Origin of the sequence: Methanofollis fontis, from assembly GCF_004297185.1 — an archaeon.
GTDB lineage: Archaea > Halobacteriota > Methanomicrobia > Methanomicrobiales > Methanofollaceae > Methanofollis > Methanofollis fontis.
In genome coordinates this window covers 1-18,567 of sequence record NZ_PGCL01000006.1, presented here as the reverse complement: position 1 = coordinate 18,567, position 18,567 = coordinate 1, and the positions used below count along the sequence as shown (strand labels likewise).

6 protein-coding genes are annotated in these 18,567 nt (G+C 57.9%); 5 read left to right on the top strand and 1 reads right to left on the bottom strand.

The genetic code is table 11. The features are described 5' to 3' along the window. Nucleotides 1-26: 26 nt before the first annotated feature. The 4 genes from CUJ86_RS10645 (at nucleotide 27) to CUJ86_RS10630 (ending at nucleotide 6,236) form a co-directional block, all read left to right on the top strand. A complete protein-coding gene (locus CUJ86_RS10645; RefSeq protein WP_130647565.1) occupies nucleotides 27-1,340 on the top strand; it encodes a PEGA domain-containing protein in 1,314 nt (437 codons plus the stop codon). A gap of 55 nt (nucleotides 1,341-1,395) precedes the next feature. Next, nucleotides 1,396-2,712 carry a methyl-coenzyme M reductase glutamine C-methyltransferase gene (locus tag CUJ86_RS10640; RefSeq protein ID WP_268878253.1) on the top strand — a complete coding sequence of 439 codons (1,317 nt, stop codon included), beginning with the start codon at nucleotides 1,396-1,398 and terminating at the stop codon, nucleotides 2,710-2,712. Between the two features lie 146 nt (nucleotides 2,713-2,858). Next, on the top strand, nucleotides 2,859-5,684 hold the full coding sequence (locus CUJ86_RS10635; protein ID WP_130647564.1) for a PKD domain-containing protein: 2,826 nt from the start codon (nucleotides 2,859-2,861) through the stop codon (nucleotides 5,682-5,684). A gap of 27 nt (nucleotides 5,685-5,711) precedes the next feature. Next, a complete protein-coding gene (locus CUJ86_RS10630) occupies nucleotides 5,712-6,236 on the top strand; it encodes an O-acetyl-ADP-ribose deacetylase (RefSeq protein WP_130647563.1) in 525 nt (174 codons plus the stop codon). A 37-nt stretch (nucleotides 6,237-6,273) separates the two neighbouring features. On the opposite strand, the gene CUJ86_RS10625 is transcribed toward CUJ86_RS10630, so the two are convergent. Further along, nucleotides 6,274-6,564, bottom strand: a complete 291-nt coding sequence (locus CUJ86_RS10625) for a hypothetical protein (protein ID WP_130647562.1) — start codon at nucleotides 6,562-6,564, stop codon at nucleotides 6,274-6,276. Nucleotides 6,565-7,049: 485 nt separating this feature from the next. Here CUJ86_RS10625 and CUJ86_RS10620 point away from each other — a divergent pair. Further along, nucleotides 7,050-18,567, top strand: an 11,518-nt coding sequence (locus tag CUJ86_RS10620) for a PEGA domain-containing protein (RefSeq protein ID WP_165394886.1), incomplete at its 3' end; no start/stop codon positions are given.

Genomic DNA, 18,567 nt, shown 5'->3' with positions numbered 1-18,567 from the left:
TTTCCGTACTCAATACCTGATCCATCATGATCAGAAAGGCATTCCTTCTGACCGGGGGGGCACTGGTGCTCCTCCTCCTGACCGCCTCTGTCTCGGCCGCCACCATCGGCGGAGACGAGGCCTGGATTCAGGTGAGCTGCAACGTCGACGGCGCATCGATCTACTTCGACAACGACTACAAGGGGCAGATCTCCAGCGGGCAGCTGAATGTCCCGGTCTATACCACCGGCACACCCTATTACACCGCCAAGGCAACGATGGACGGGTATTACACCTCTTCGACCTCCATCGGATCCTATCCGGCGGCAGGGGAGACAAAGACGATCTATATCACCCTGAACCCGGTACCCACGCCGGTGCCCCCCTCCACCGGCACCCTCTCGGTGACCTCCAGCCCGTCCGGTGCGAAGACCTATGTTGACGGGTCCTACTACGGCAGGACGCCGCAGGTGATCTCCGGTCTCTCGGTGGGCTCCCACTCGGTGCAGGTGAGCCTCGACGGTTACACCACCTTCACCCAGTCCGCCGGTGTCAGCGCCGGTGGCGTGACGAACGTCTATGCCGTGCTCTCTCACGAACCGTCGCAGGGGTCGATCTATGTCACCTCCAGCCCCTCCGGCGCCTATGTCTATCTGGACGGATCCTACCAGGGCACCACGCCGAAGACGATCACCGGCGTCGATCAGGGCACCCATGTGGTGGAGATCGAGAAGGCCGGATACCAGGAATGGTCCGGAAGCGTGCGGGTGTATCCAAGCCAGCAGGCCCACGTCTCGGTCAGCCTCACCCCTGACTCGCAGCCGACCTCAGGGACCATCGCCGTGTATTCAGACCCGGTCGGGGCCTACATCTATCTGGACGGCACCTATCAGGGCAGGACCTATCCCGAAGGGTTCGTGGTCATCGGCGTCTCGCCCGGCAGCCATGAGGTGAAGCTCACCCTCAGCGGCTACCAGGACTCCATCACCTCGGTGAACGTGAACTCAGGACAGCAGTCGACGGTCAGCTCCACGCTCACGCCGGTCGGCGCCGACACCGGTTCGATGGAGATCACCTCCGAGCCCGCAGGGGCCACGGTCTACCTGAACAATGCAAACAAGGGCGTCACCCCCCTCACCCTCTCCTCCCTCCAGGTGGGGAGCTATACGGTGACCCTGAAGCTCAACGGCTATGCGGACTGGTCGACGACGGCCACGGTGAACGCCGGCACCACCACCCCGGTCTCGGCCCAGCTCGTCCAGACACCGCCACCGACCACCCAGTCCGCCGCCCTGCCGGTGACCGCCCTCGGCGCCCTGGCAATTCTCGGTGCGGTGGTCGTGCTCCGGCGGCGTCCCTGAACCCATCCCTCTTTTTTGATCAGATCCTTGAAGTGCCACGCGGCCGATAGATCCCATGATGAAGACAGTGGTCATCTCACCGGAGATCGCCACCTATGGGGCAATGCTGATCGGCGGCGTCGTCCGGGAGGCCGGGCACGAGGTCGCGCTTTCCACCGCCCTTGCGGCAGGCGATGCTGAAACGGTGCTCCTCAGCCTCTACTCCACCCAGCACCTGATGGACCCGGCAATACGGGAGTTCGTCGCCGGGGTGCGGGCCTCGGGGCGTCCGGTCTATGTCGGCGGACCGGTTTCGGCCTATCCCGAGTATATCCTGGGGGAGATCGGCCCCGATGCGGTGGTGGTCGGCGAGGGGGAGGAGACGGTGCCCCGCCTCCTCAAGGAGGGCGTGCACCCCGGTCTTCCGGGGATCGCATACTGCGAGGAGGGACGGGTGGTCCTGACACCCCCTGCCCTCCCGGTATCGGTGGAGCGCCCCCTGCCCCTTATCCCGGACACCATCGGAAAACAGAGCATCAGGGGTGCTAACGCATATATCGAGACACACCGGGGCTGTATCGGGGCCTGCACCTTCTGTCAGGTGCCGCGGTTTTTCGGCAGGGAGATCAGGAGCAGGGATCTGGACGAGATCCGCAAAGAGGTCAGGGCGTTCAGGGAGAAGGGGGCCGTCCGCCTCTCCGTCTCCGGGGGGACGGGATCGCTCTATGGGTATGACGGCGACCTGGACACCGGCGCCGTCATCGCCCTCCTGGAGATGCTGGCAGAGGAACTCGGGCCGCGGAATGTATCGGCGCCCGATATCAGGGTGGACGCCATCAATGACGAGATCCTTGAGGCGATCCGGAAGTACACGATTGGATGGCTCTTTTTCGGGTTCGAGTCAGGGAGCGACGAGATCCTCCGCCAGATGGGCAAGGGGGTGAGCACGGTGCAGATGCATGATGCCGTGGAGGCGTCGCGCCAGCACGGTCTGCATGTGGCCGGGTGCTTTATCGTCGGGTATCCGACCGAGACCGAGGACGACTATCAGGCCACAAAGGGGTTTATCGAGGAGGAGATGCTCGACGACGTGTTCATCTCAGTCGCCGAACCGATCCCGCGCACCCCGCTTGCAGAACTGGTGCTGAAGACGCCGCATGAGGAAAATCCCGTGTATGTGCCCCATACCGGCGAGTACCGATCGCTCCGCTTCAGCGAGGCGGAGGCGCGCTACTTCGACCTCTCGATGCACGCCGATCTCTTTAAGCCCACCCTCCATGTGGTCACCGACGAGGTGTTCAACGTCTATCTCTCAGAGGCAAGAAAGCAGGGCGACGATGTGAGGCGGGTGACCGACCTGATCGAGCGCTATGACGGTGCCGGCGGAGCGTGAGAGGAACAGACATATATAGTGAGGATGCGTTCGTCGTGCACAGAGGTCCGGAAAAGAAGAGATCTGATTCAGGTCATGTGAATCGGGTTTTTCCGGTCATTAGCCGCTACCCCCTCTCTTCACCCCCTGCACCGGGAGGGATCACCATGAAACCGTTCACCATCTGCATACTCATACTCCTGTCAGTGCTGTCGGTTCCGGCCGGAGCACTGTTTGAACCGGGCTCAGGTCCGGCGTTTCAGACAGATAAAGAGAACCTTACGGCATCTGAGGGAAAACTCTCCTCTGATCTCCTCGGGATCGCCCGCTCAACCGTGAGCGGCGCCCCACTGCTCTCCGGCGCACCTGAAACCGACGATGGGGGAAGCGTGTATGTGTATGTGGGGCTCGATGCCGCCGCATCCACCCATGTGATCGATCCCTATGCGGATGAGGTGACCGACCGCGATGAGGAGCATCACCTTGCCGCCGCCCATGTGTCTGCGGACGACCTTCTCGATCTGGCATCCGTCCCGTCGGTGCTCTGGGTGCGTCAGGTGCTGCCGCCGTCGGTCAGGACGGGATCGACGGTGACCGAGGGCGACACCCTGCTGCGGGCGGCGGCGCTGAGGGAGGCGACCGGATACGGGGGTGCCGGCATGCGGATCGGAGTCATATCGGATGGCGTCGATCATATCGACGACGCCGTCGCCTCCGGTGATCTCCCGTCCGATGTGCAGGTGCTCTCCAACACCTGCGGCGGGGACGAAGGGACGGCGATGCTGGAGATCGTCCATGACATCGCTCCTGACGCCGACCTCTGCTTCCATGACTGCGGCAACAACTGGATCGCCTTCAATAATGCCATCGAAGCCCTTGCCGCCGCCGGGTGCACGGTGATCTGCGACGATATCGGTTGGCTGCAGGTGCCCTACTTCGAGGACGGGATCATCGCCTCGCACATCCAGTCCCTGGTCGATGATGGGGGGCTGATCTATGTCTCATCGGCCGGAAACGACGCTGATTGCCACTATCAGGCCCTCTTCAGCGATGATGGCGAGGGACGGCACGAGTTCGGGGAGAAGGGTGTGCTGCCCTTTACGGTGTCGCCGGGACGGACGGTCTATCTCATCCTCCAGTGGAACGACCCCTGGGGGGCGTCAGGGAACGACTACGACCTGGTGGTGTACGACGCCAACGGGGTCCAGGTGGCATCGAGCACCGGACCGCAGGACGGGAACGACAACCCGATCGAGGAGGTGCGGATCACCAACACCGGCACAACAACGGCGACCTATTACGCCGCCGTCCAGAAATACTCGGGTTCGGCGCGGACCCTCGAGATCTATGCCTTCGGCGGTATGATCCCCCCGGACGACCGCACCGTTGAGGACTCGGTCTACGGGCATTCGGCGGCGGAGGGTGTGATCGCCGCCGGTTCGATCGACCACCGCGACGGGATCCGCTACTATTCCTCACGCGGTCCGGCGACCATCTCCTATCCGGCGGCGACTGAACGGGGCAAACCCCAGGTGGTCGCCACCGACGGCGTCCAGGTCACCGGCGCCGGCGGGTTTTCGAACCCCTTCTACGGGACGAGCGCCGCCGCACCCCATGTGGCGGCGGTGTGCGGACTGGTCTGGGGGCTTGTTCCGGAGAGGAGCGCCGACGAGATGCGGGGACTGCTCCTCTCCACGGCGGCAGACCTCGGGACGGGTGGGTTCGACAACACCTTCGGGGCGGGGCGGGTCGACGCCTTCGCCCTCTATAATGCGAGCGGTTTCCCGCCGAACGCATCCTTCACCGCATCGCCCCTCTCTGGCGAGGCGCCGCTGACAGTGGCGTTTAACGACACCTCGACCGGAACCCCGACAGCATGGTCCTGGGCGTTCGGGGACAACGAGACCTCCACAGAGCAGCACCCCCTCCACACCTACGCGATGCCCGGCACCTATACGGTCTCCCTGACCGCATCGAACGCCTTCGGGAACGATACGATGACAGAGTCCGAGTACATCGCCGTGACGGCGCCCCCCCTTGAGGCGAACTTCTCCGCCAACAGCACGGCGGGGACGGCGCCGTTCACCGTCTCCTTCACCGATACGAGTGTCGGGACACCGACAGCATGGTCATGGGCGTTCGGGGACAATGCCACCTCCACGGAGCAGCACCCCCTCCACACCTACCTGATGCCCGGCGCGTTCACGGTGAACCTCACTGTCACCGATTCCTTCGGGAGCACCAGCACAAAGACGGCGGAGCGGTATATCGATGTGGACTTCCCGCTGCTATTCGCCGGGATCCGGGTAAACCTCACATCGGGTTTTGCCCCGCTGGCGGTGCAGTTCGATGACGCCAGCACCGGCAGTCCGACGGCATGGTTCTGGGAGTTCGGGGACACCACCACCTCCACAGAACAGAACCCGGTCCACATCTTCACCGCCGGCGGCACCTATCTGGTGAACCTCACCGTCACCGATTCCTTCGGGACGGAGAACCGCACGACAACGACCATTACGGCGATCACGCCCCTGCACCCGGCGTTCACGGCGAACCGCACGGTTGGGGTCGTGCCCTTCGGCGTCGGTTTCACCGACCTCACCCCTGAGGGGGCATCGGCATGGTCATGGGCGTTCGGGGACAACGCCACATCGGCAGAGCAGCACCCGGCGCACACCTACACGGTCGCCGGCACCTACACCGTCTCCCTGACGGTGGACAATGGGGCGGGGACGGTGACGAAGGAGGGGTATATCGATGCCCTGCCCCTCCTCTTCGGCGACGCCAATGAGGACGGTGCGGTGAATCAGGCGGACACCCTCCGGGTGCTGAAGCAGGTGGTCGGACTCTCCGCCCTGCCGGAGGCGGAGAGCGAGGGGTTCAGAAAGAGCGATGTCCACGAGAACGGGGTGATCGAGGTGGGAGACGCCCTCTATATCGCCCAGCATAATGTGGGTCTGCGGGACGTGTGGTTCCGGGCGCTCGCCGCCTGATCCCGGCGTTCTCTGGAGAGAAAAACCATGAAACAGGAGCAGCACCGGATCCGCGTCATCGTCGCCGACATCACCACCCTCGAGGTCGATGCCATTGTGAACGCCGCCAACACCTCCCTCCTCGGGGGCGGCGGGGTGGACGGGGCGATCCACAGGGCGGCAGGACCGGCGCTCCTTGACGAGTGCCGGAGACTCAGGGGGTGCCCCACCGGGGAGGTGAGGGTGACGGCGGGTTACCGCCTGAAGGTGCGCTTCGTGATCCATACGGCAGGACCGGTCTGGCGGGGGGGCGGGAACGGCGAGGACGACCTCCTCGCCTCCTGCTACCGCCGCTCCCTTGAGGAGGCGGAGCGTCTCGGCGTCGGGACGATCGCCTTTCCTGCAATATCGACCGGGGCATATGGTTTTCCGCCCGAACGGGCGGCAGCGATCGCGGCGCGTACGCTCAGGACCTACATCAGCGACCATCCCGCCGCCCCGGACGTCATACTTGTCGCCTTTTCCCGGGCATCGGCGGCGGTGCTGGAGAGGGCGCTTGAAGAAGTCGGCTGAAATGGGGTATGAGGACCTGAAATCCCCTGAAAGGACGTTATAAGAGATGCGCCTCAGATTCAGGCATGGCGGCGCACACGGAATTGTTCTTTATATAGCCGTAGCAGATACGAAAGATCTGTTCCAGATATTCATCGTTTACGTGGACGATGGCCTCATTCACCGGCATGCGTTTCAGGAGTCGGCATAATTCATTTTCGAGGGCGGGATCGTCGACGGAGGAGATTTTGGAGAGGACTTCAAAGAGATACTGGTCAATAACAATGTATTTCACATCACGGTCGCACCGCATCGCAACAACACACTCATCACTGCACAGGGAGGGCATCTCAGGTCAGCGGGATATTATACTGCAATACCACATAAAAGTATCTCAAAATATAAAAAATGAAAATTTAAAAAATTGGTTTTTATTTCATTTTAGACGGGATTATACGCCCATAACCCTCAGAAAACGATGGAGACGGGAGTGCCGGGTGCCTCCCCTCACGCCGTTGCGGAGGGTGAAGCTTCGCCCCACCCCCCCGATCACCCGATCACCTCCCGCACGTTGAGATGCATCCACCCGGTCGGGAATAGGGGCAGAGGGAGGTTATTTTGACCAAAGATATTTTTTCAGAAAAAGGTAATTTTTAACAGCACATTAAGGCCTATTTCCAGAGATCTATCCACAAAGTTTCATTTAATGAGTGCAAATGCCATTTTTCAGGCGAAACCAAATGAACAATAATAAATACAAAATTATGCAAATTCCTCATAATGATCCCCCGACTCATCTGTTCATACCGTGTAGGTTCTCCAGATGTCCGCGAGATGAGAGCGCTCTTTTTCCTGATAGGCACGCTGCTGGTGATGTTCAGCGGTGTTGTTGCAGCGCCGGTTTCTGCGTACAGCGGCGGCACCGGCACAGCAGACAACCCCTACCAGATCAGTCAAGCGAGCGACATTATCCAGCTCTCAACTGATTCTGCACACTGGAGCAGCTATTTCGTCGTGACCACCGATATCGCCCTCTCAGAGAGTCCGACGGCGACGATCGGGAACAGCGGCACGAAATTCACCGGGAATTTTGACGGGCAGGGATATACGATCAGCAACTTCGAATTGTTGAAAGATAGTGATAATATTGGTCTCTTTGGCTGTGTCGGTTCGGGTGGAAAGATTACTCATCTGGGCGTTGAAACGAATGCCAATGGTGTACGCGGAAGCAATTCTGTCGGTGTGGTTGTTGGAGATAATCGAGGCTTGGTTACGAATTGCTATGCAACGGGCGCTGCCACCGCAACTGAAGGTGATGCCGGCGGTCTTATTGGTTTGAATGATGGCTCCGTAACGAACTGTTATGCAACGGGCACTGCCACTGCAACTCTTTATGATGCCGGCGGCCTTGTTGGTTTGAATTATGGCTCCGTAACGAACTGTTATGCAACGGGCAATGCCACTTCTGAATATGATGTCGGCGGTCTTATTGGCTGGAATGACTTTGGCTCCGTAACGAACTGTTATGCAACGGGCAATGCCACTGCAACTGGAAGTGACGCTGGTGGTCTTGTTGGCTGGAATATCGATTCCTCATTAATAAATTGTTATGCAACGGGTATTGCCACTGCTCCTTCATATGCCGGTGGTCTTGTTGGTTACAATTGGGATAGCTCCGTAACGAACTGTTACCGTTACACCGGTGGACCTTCGGAAACCGGAATTCTGATCACTGATATTACGAAATTTAAGGACTATGTTTTTTTAATCGGAACATCACCGGATAATGGTCTGAAATGGTCTGCAAGTATCATCAGCACCGATGCCGATTCATCAAAGATCTGGCGGGCTTTTTCGGATAAGAGTGAGTATCCACTCTTCCAGTGGCAGGTGCAGGTAGAACAACTCTATAGCGGTGGAAGCGGCACGTCGGATGACCCGTACCAGATCAGCACCCGGGACGATGTCATCTATCTCTCAACCGATTCTGAAAACTGGGACAAGCATTTCATCGTCACAACAGACATCTCCCTCGCTGACGGAAGCCCGACGGCGACGATCGGGAACAGCGGCACGAAATTCACCGGGAATTTTGACGGGCAGGGCCACACCATCAGCGATTTCACCCTGAGTAAAACCGGTGTTGAAAATGTCGGCCTTTTTGGGTATGTTGGTTCGGGTGCAGAAATTAAGGACCTGGGAATCACCGCCGGTGACGCCGGCGTAACCGGAAAGTGCTATGTCGGTGTCCTCGCCGGCAGTAACACTGGCAGCATCACCAACTGTTCTGCAACCGGGAATGCCAATGCCAGTGATTATGCTGCCGGTGGTTTTGTCGGGTATAGTGAAGGCACCATCACAAACTGTTATGCAACCGGGAATGCCACAACCGGTACTGCTAATCTTGCCGGTGGTCTTGTCGGGTATAACAACGGAGGAACTATCACAAACTGTTATGCAATCGGGAATGCAAATGCGGAGGTTAGATTTGCCGGCGGTCTTGTCGGGTATAACAACGGAGGAACTATCACAAACTGTTATGCAACCGGGAATGCAACTGTTGGGACTAGTTTGACCGGTGGTCTTGTTGGTTCAAATACTGGCACCATCACAAACTGTTATCGGCACTATAACGGTGGCGATAATTCCTGGGGCACATATGTTCCCGACCTTATGACGCTCAGGGACATTGCGTTCCTCACCGGAGATGAACTCAACAACGGTCTGAAATGGTCTGCAAGTATCATCAGCACCGAGGCCGATTCGACAAAGGTCTGGCGGGCATTTACCTACAAGAGCCAGTATCCGATCTTCCAGTGGCAGTCGTTTGGCACCGGAACAATCCAGGTAAACTCAACGCCTGCCGGTGCAAACATTTCCCTGAACGGCGTCGCCACCGGGAGCGAGACCAATGCAACGCTCTCTGCGATTCCTGCGGGGACATACAATGTTTCCGCAACAAAATCCGGGTACGATACCGGATATCAGAGCATTACCCTTACCGGTGATGCAACTGCATCCGTCAACTTCACCCTCGTCCAACAGGTCGGGACGCTGCAGGTCAACTCCACTCCGGCGGGTGCTCTGATCTCCATTAATGGCAGCAGCACCGGCAATTACACCAACGCCACCTTCAGCAATTATCTGCCAGGCACCTACAACGTGACCGTTGAACTTGACGGCTATATTCCCTCACCCGGATTCAGGACCGTGACCCTCGCGACCGGTGAGACTGAAACCGCTGCATTTACCCTGGTCCAGATGTACAGCGGGGGCAACGGCACGGCGGCAAATCCCTACCAGATCAGCACCCGGGACGATGTCATCTATCTCTCAACCGATTCTGAAAACTGGGACAAGCATTTCATCGTCACAACAGACATCTCCCTCGCTGACGGAAGCCCGACGGCGACGATCGGGAACAGCAGCACGAAATTCACCGGGAATTTTGACGGGCAGGGCCACACCATCAGCGAATTTACGATTTTTAATTGGTTCGGTTCGTATATCGGGTTCTTTGGGTACGTTGATTCCGGGGCGGAGATCTCGAATCTCAGAATCACCGCCGGTGACGCCGGTGTATCCGGATCAAACAATGTTGGTGTCCTTGCCGGTTACAACACGGGCACCCTCACCAACTGTTATGCAACCGGGAATGCCACAGCCTTCGGGGATTATGCCGGCGGTCTTGTTGGAGAAAGCCATGGCCCCCTCACCAACTGTTCTGCAACCGGGAGCGCCACTGCCAATGAGTATGCCGGCGGTCTTGTTGGAGAAAGCGATGGCACCCTCACCAACTGCTATGCAACCGGGGATGCCACTGCCACGGAGAGTTGGGCCGGCGGTCTTGTCGGGTATTTCAATTCTGGCACCATCACCAACTGTTCTGCAACCGGAGATGCCACTGTCACGGCTAGTTGGGCCGGCGGTCTTGTTGGCTCTTGTGGCAGTTCCAGTATAACCAATTGTTCTGCAACCGGGGATGTCACTGCCGGGGATGAATATGCCGGCGGTCTTGTCGGGCAAAGTTATGGCAGCATCACCAACTGTTATGCAACCGGGAATGCATCTGCCGGGTATGATTGTGCCGGCGGTCTTGCCGGGTCAATCAGATCTGATGGCAGCATCACCAACTGTTATGCAACCGGGAATGCCACTGCCAGGAATGATTATGCCGGCGGTCTTGTTGCGGAGAACATGGGCGCCATCACCAATAGTTATGCAACCGGGAGTGCCACTGCCGGTGGGAGTAATACCGGCGGTCTTGTCGGATATGTTTTTTCTGGCACCCTCACCAACTGTTACCGGCACTATAATAGCGGCGGGTGTTTCAACGGCACATATGTATCTGATCTGACGACGTTCAGGGACATCGATTTCCTCACCGGCACTACGCCGAACGACGGTCTGGGATGGTCTACGGGTAACATCAGCACCAGCGCCGATTTGACAAAGGTCTGGCGTGCATTTACCTCCAAGGGTCAGTACCCGATCTTCCAGTGGCAGTCGTACGGCACCGGTATAATCCGGGTAAACTCGACACCTGACGGTGCGGACATTTCCCTGAACGGCGTCGCCACCGGGAGCGAGACCAATGCAACGCTCTCTTCGATTCCTGCGGGGACATACAATGTTTCCGCAGCAAAATCCGGGTACGATACCGGGTATCAGAGCATTACCCTTGCCGGTGATGAAACAGCATCTGTCAACTTCACCCTCGTCCAACAGGTCGGAACGCTGCAGGTCAACTCCACTCCGGCAGGTGCCCTGATCTCCATTAATGGCAGCAGCACCGGCAATTACACCAACGCCACCTTCAGCAATTATCTGCCAGGCACCTACAACGTGACCGTTGAACTTGACGGCTATATTTCCTCACCCAGATTCAGGAACGTGACCATCTTTAGCGGTGAGACCGAAACCGCTGCATTTACCCTTGTCCCGCTGTACAGCGGCGGCAATGGCACCGCGGCGAATCCCTACCAGATCAGCACCCGGAACGATGTCATCTATCTCTCAAATGATTCTGTCAACTGGGACAAGCATTTCATCGTGACCGCGAACATCTCCCTCTCCGAAGGAGGCCCGACCGAGACGATCGGGAACAGCGGCACGAGATTCACCGGGAATTTTGACGGGCAGGGCCATACCATCAGCGATTTCACCCTGAATAAATCCGGCGTTGATTATGTCGGCCTTTTTGGATGGGTTGGTTCGGGTGCAGAGGTTAAGAACCTGGGAATCACCGCCGGTGACGCCGGCGTAACCGGAAAGTGCTATGTCGGTGTCCTTGCCGGATACAGTAAGGGTAGCCTCACGAACTGTTATGCAACCGGGAGCGTCACTGCCAGTGATTATCTTGCCGGTGGTCTTGTCGGGTATAACAGCGGAGGCAGCATCACCAACTGTTATGCAACCGGGAATGCCACAACCGGCACTGGTAATCTTGCCGGTGGTCTTGTTGGGAATAACGTCGAAGGCACCATCACAAACTGTTATGCAACCGGGAATGCCGATGCCGGGAGTAGGTTTGCCGGCGGGCTTGTTGGACTTCTCCAATCTGGCACCATCACCAACTGTTATGCAACCGGGAATGCCACTGCCGGGAATGAATATGCCGGCGGGCTTGTCGGGGAGAACTGGGGCACCATCACCAACTGTTACCGGCACTATAACGGCAGCGATAGTCTTGACGGCACATATGTTTCCGATCTGACGACGTTCCGGGACATTGCGTTTCTCACCGGCACTACGCCGAACGACGGTCTGAAATGGTCCACGGATATCATCAGCACCGATGCTGATTCATCAAAGATCTGGCGGGCATTTACCTCCAAGAGTCTGTATCCGATCTTCCAGTGGCAGTCATTCGGCACCGGTACAATCCGGGTAAACTCGACGCCTGACGGTGCGGACATTTCCCTGAACGGCGTCGCCACCGGGAGCGAGACCAATGCAACGCTCTCTTCGATTCCTGCGGGGACATACAATGTTTCCGCAGCAAAATCCGGGTACGATACCGGGTATCAGAGCATTACCCTTGCCGGTGATGAAACAGCATCTGTCAACTTCACCCTCGTCCAACAGGTCGGAACGCTGCAGGTCAACTCCACTCCGGCAGGTGCCCTGATCTCCATTAATGGCAGCAGCACCGGCAATTACACCAACGCCACCTTCAGCAATTATCTGCCAGGCACCTACAACGTGACCGTTGAACTTGACGGCTATATTTCCTCACCCAGATTCAGGAACGTGACCATCTTAAGCGGTGAGACCGAAACCGCTGCATTTACCCTGGTCCCGCTGTACAGCGGCGGCAATGGCACCGCGGCGAATCCCTACCAGATCAGCACCCGGGAGGATGTCATCTATCTCTCAAATGATTCTGTCAACTGGGACAAGCATTTCATCGTCACAAATGACATCTCCCTCGCTGAAGGAAGTCCGGCGGAGACAATCGGGAACAGCGGCACGACATTCACCGGGAATGTTGACGGGCAGGGCCATACCATCAGCGATTTTACGATTGCTAAAACCGGTGTTGATAATGTCGGTTTCTTTGGGTATCTGAGTACCGGTGCGGAGATCAGGAATCTCAGAGTCACCGCCGGTGACGCCGGTGTATCCGGACAGACTTCTGTAGGGGTCCTTGCTGGTCGCAACAATTATGGTAACATCACCAACTGTTCTGCAGCCGGGACTGCCACTGCCAGCGCCAGTAATGCCGGCGTTCTTGCCGGGTATACCATAGGCCCCATCACCAACTGTTCTGCAACCGGGAGTGCCAATGCCGGGGCTCACAATGCCGGTGGTCTTGTTGGGTATGGCTACGAGGTCGCCATCGGAAACTGTTCTGCAACCGGGACTGCCACTGCCGGCGGGAGCAATGCCGGCGGTCTTGTTGGGTATAGCAAAGGCGCCACCAGCACCACCACCAACTGTTATGCAACCGGGAATGCTGATGCCGTGACGAATTATGCCGGCGGGCTTATCGGGAATAGCGAAGGCACAATCACCAACTGTTCTGCAACCGGGACTGCCACTGCCAGCGGCTTTGCCGGCGGTCTTGTTGGGTATAGCAAAGGCACCACCAAAACCATCACCAAATGTTCTGCAACCGGGAATGTCACTGCTGATGGTGATTATGCCGGCGGGCTTGTCGGGTGGAACGGTGGCACCATCACAAACTGTTATGCAGCCGGGACTGCCACTGCCGGGACGAATTATGCCGGCGGGCTTGTCGGGTATAGCTATGGCAGCATCACCAACTGCTATGCAACCGGGACCGCCACTGCTGATGGTGATTATGCCGGCGGGCTTGTCGGGTGGCTCTATTTATTCATCAGTAACAGTTATGCAACCGGGACTGCCACTGCCAGTACATCTGCCGGCGGGCTTGTCGGGGAGTACCACGAATACGGCGGCACCTCTAACTGTTACCGGCACTATGACGGCGGCGATTGTCGTGAAGGCACATATGTTTCCGATCTGACGAAGTTCAGGGACATCGCCTTCCTCACCGGCACTGCGCCGAACGACGGTCTGAAGTGGTCCACGGATATCATCAGCACCGGCGACGATTCATCAAAGGTCTGGCGGGCATTTACCTACAAGGGTCAGTACCCGATCTTCCAGTGGCAGTCGTTCGGCACCGGTACGATCCAGGTAAACTCGACGCCTGACGGTGCGAACATTTCCCTGAACGGCGTCGCCACCGGGAGCGAGACCAATGCAACACTCTCTTCGATTCCTGCAGGAACATACAATGTTTCCGCAACAAAATCCGGGTACGATACCGGATATCAGAGCATTACCCTTGCCAGTGATGCAACGGCATCCGTCAACTTCAGTTTGATTGCTCAGGTCGGGACGCTGCAGGTAAACTCGACCCCGGCGGGAGCAGCCATCTATCTCGACGGCGTGCTGAACGCATCGGTCACGAATGCGACCCTGAGCGCTCTTGGCACAGGTACCTATAATGTGACGGTGGTGCTGGACGACTACGAGACCGCCGTGAACGATTCGGTGACGGTCTCGTATAATGAGACGACCCAGGTCTCATTCGACCTCGTGCACCAGACCGGCGGTCTGCAGATCAACTCCTCGCCCGCGGGGGCGGGCATCTATCTCGACGGTGTGCTGAACGCCTCGGTCACGAATGCGACCCTGAGCAATCTCGATACCGGCACCTACAATGTCACGCTGGTGCTGGAGGACTACGAGACCGCCGTGAACGAATCGGTGACGGTCTCGAACAATGTCACAACGCTCGTCACCTTCGACCTCGTGCGCCAGACCGGCGGTCTGCAGATCAATTCCTCGCCCGCGGGTGCCGCCATCTACCTGAACGGCACTGCGAGCGGTGTCACCAATGCGACGCTGGGTGATCTCGATACCGGCACCTATAATGTGACGCTGGTACTGGAGGACTACGAGACCGCCGTGAACAATTCGGTGACGGTCTCGAACAATGAGACGACCCCGGTCACCTTCGACCTTGTCCACCAGACCGGAGATCTCCGGATCAATTCGACTCCTGCAGGGGCGACCATCTACCTGAACGGCACTGTGAGCGGTGTCACGAATACAACGCTCAGTGACATCAATACCGGGACCTACAACATCACCGTCGCACGCACCAATCTGGCCCCTCTCTCCCGGACTGTCACGCTCTCGTCCAACGAAACAGAAGACGTGCTCTTTGAATTCTCCAGATACAGCGGCGGGAACGGAACCGCAGCAAGCCCCTACCGGATAACCTCGAGTGCGGATATCGAGGAACTCGTGTCTGTCCCGGAGGACTGGGCCGGGAAGCACTTTGTCGTGGATAATGACATCACTCTTACATCCGGTCAGCCCTCCGCACCCATCGGCAACATCACAGTCCCGTTCACCGGAACGTTTGGTGGGCAGGGCCATACCATCAGCAATTTCACCCTGAATAAAACCGGTGTTGATCACGGCGGTCTTTTTGGGTATGTTGGTACGGGTGCAGAGATTAAGAACCTGGGAATCACCGCCGGTGACGCTGGCGTAACCGGAAATAGCTGGGTCGGTGTCCTAGCCGGGTATAACAATGGTGGCACCATCACCAACTGTTCTGCAACCGGGAATGCCACTACCGACAAGGGTATTGCCGGCGGGCTTGTTGGAGGCAGCACTGGCACCATCACAAACTGTTATGCAACCGGGAATGCCACTGGCAAAAATGGTGCCGGCGGTCTTGTTGGAGGCAGCACTGGCACCATCACAAACTGTTCTGCAACCGGGAATGCCGATGCCGAGACGGATTATGCCGGCGGGCTTGCGGGTTACAATAACGGCACCATCACAAACTGTTCTGCAACCGGGAATGCCACTGCCGACGAGAGCTGTGCCGGCGGGCTCGCCGGGTATAACAATGGTGGCACCATCACAAACTGTTCTGCAACCGGGAATGCCGATGCCGGGACGGATAATGCCGGCGGGCTTGTTGGGCATAGCGACATCAGCGGCACCATCACAAACTGTTATGCAACAGGCAATGCCACTGCCAGAGATATGTTTGCCGGCGGGCTTGCGGGTTCGATATTTGGTGGCAACGCGCTAAACTGCTATGCAACCGGGAATGCCGATGCCGGGACGGATTTTGCCGGCGGGCTTGCGGGTTACAATCGCGGCACCATCACAAACTGTTACGCAACAGGCAATACTACCAGCGCGATTGGTGCCGGTGGTCTTGTTGGGGGAAGCGATGGCGCCATCAAAAATTGTTATGCAACGGGCGCCGGGAATGCTCAGTCTCATGCCGGCGGTCTTATTGGAGGCAGCGCTGGCACCATCACCAACTGTTACCGGCACTATAATGGCGGCGATTGTCTTGACGGCACCTATGTTTCTGATCCGACGAAGTTCCGGGACATCGATTTCCTCACCGGGGATACGCCTGACGACGGTCTGAACTGGTCTACGGGTAACATCAGCACCAGCGCCGATTCGACAAAGATCTGGCGGGCATATACCTACAAGAGTCAGTATCCGATCTTCCAGTGGCAGTCATTCGGCACCGGCACTATTGCGGTCGCCTCAGCTCCGGCAGGTGCGTCCGTCTCCCTGAACGGCGTCGCCACCGGAAGTCAGACCAATGCGACGTTGTCTGATATGCCCGCTGGCACGTATACTGTCACGGCCGAACGTGACGGGCATATTACTACTCCGGCATCTCTGGAAATCACTCTCGGTGCCGGTGAGACCGAGACCGCTGCATTTACCCTCGTCCAGCTGTACAGCGGCGGCAACGGCACGGCGGCAAATCCCTACCAGATCAGCACCCGGGACGATGTCATCTATCTCTCGACCGATTCCGCCAACTGGGACAAGCATTTCATCGTGACCAATGACATCTCTCTCTCCGAAGGAAGCCCGACGGAGACGATCGGGAACGGGAGCAGTTCAGATTATTATTTCACCGGAACGTTTGACGGTCGGGGCCACACCATCAGCGAATTTACGATCGATAAAAGCGGTTTTAACAGTATCGGCCTCTTCGGGTACCTCGGTTCAGGTGCAGAGATTACCAATCTCAGCGTTGCGACCGGAACCGGTGGCGTTCAGGGAAAAGCCAATGTGGGAATCCTTGCCGGTGCAAGTGAAGGCAGTATGATAAACTGTTCTGCAACAGGCAGTGTCAGTGGATCTGAGGCTGTTGGCGGCCTTGTGGGTGTAACAGATGGCACCATCACATACTGCTATGCAACATGCACTGCCACTGCCGAAAATGGTGCCGGCGGTCTTGTGGGGGGAATGGCTGTTGGTGGCAGCATCACCAACAGCTATGCAACAGGCACTGCCACTGCCGGTACGTATTATGCCGGCGGTCTTGTGAGTCTGATGGAAGGGGGCACCGTCACCAACAGCTATGCGACAGGCAATGCCACTGCCGGTGCGTGTTATGCCGGCGGTCTTGTGGGTATAATGGCTGATGGCACCCTCACGAACTGCTATGCAACGGGCGCAGGTAATGCTCTGTATCAGTCCGGCGGTCTTATCGGGTTAAATGAGGACGGCACCGTCACCAACTGTTACCGGCACTATAATGGCGGCGATTGTTTCAACGGCACATACGTTTCCGATCCGACGAAGTTCCGGGACATCGATTTCCTCACCGGGGATACGCCTGACGACGGTCTGAACTGGTCTACGGGTAACATCAGCACCAGCGCCGATTCGACAAAGATCTGGCGTGCATTTACCTACAAGGGTCAGTACCCGATCTTCCAGTGGCAGTCGTATAGCACCGGCACCATTGCGGTCACCTCGGCTCCGGCAGGGGCATCCGTCACCCTCAATGGTGTTGACTCAGCAGAGGTAACCAATGCCACCTTCCCGGACATGCCTGAGGGCCTATACAACGTCACGGTGGTGCTGGACGGTTACGAGACCGGAGTGAATGAGTCAGTCGCCGTGACAGGCAACGAAACGACGTCTGTCTTCTTCGACCTCGTGCGCCGGACCGGGGGTTTACAGATTAACTCAACACCTTCCGGTGCAAGCATCTACCTCGACGGCGTGCTGAACGCCTCGGTCACGAATGCGACCCTGAGCGCTCTTGGCACAGGTACCTATAATGTGACGGTGGTGCTGGAGGACTACGAGACCGCCGTGAACGAGTCGGTGACGGTCTCGTACAATGAGACGACCCAGGTCTCATTCGATCTCGTCCACCAGACCGGCGGTCTGCAGATCAACTCCACGCCCGCGGGAGCGAGCATCTACCTTGACGGTGTGCTGAACGCTTCGGTCACGAATGCGACCCTTAGCAATCTCGATACCGGCACCTACAATGTCACGCTGGTGCTGGACGATTACGAGACCGCCGTGAACGATTCGGTGACGGTCTCGAACAATGCCACAACACTCGTCACCTTCGACCTCGTGCGCCAGACCGGCGGTCTGCAGATCAATTCCTCGCCTGCGGGTGCCGCCATCTATCTTGACGGTGTGCTGAACGCATCGGTCACGAATGCGACGTTGAGCGATCTCGATACCGGGATCTACAATGTAACAGTCGCAATGAGCGGATATGATTCAGAAACTCAGAACGTCACGGTATCATCAAATCAGACAGAAACGGTGAGTTTCACTCTCGTCCAGCAGCTCGGGACGCTGCAGATCAACTCCACGCCCTCGGGGGCAGCGGTCTACCTGAACGGAACCGCAACCGGCGACCTCACGAATGCTACCCTCGCAGACAAACCGGTCGGGACCTACAATGTGACGGTTGAACTGGACGGATACGACCCGGCAACGGAAGTCGTCACCCTCTCCAAGGACGAGACCGAGGAAGTCTCCTTTACGCTCGTCCAGCAGCTCG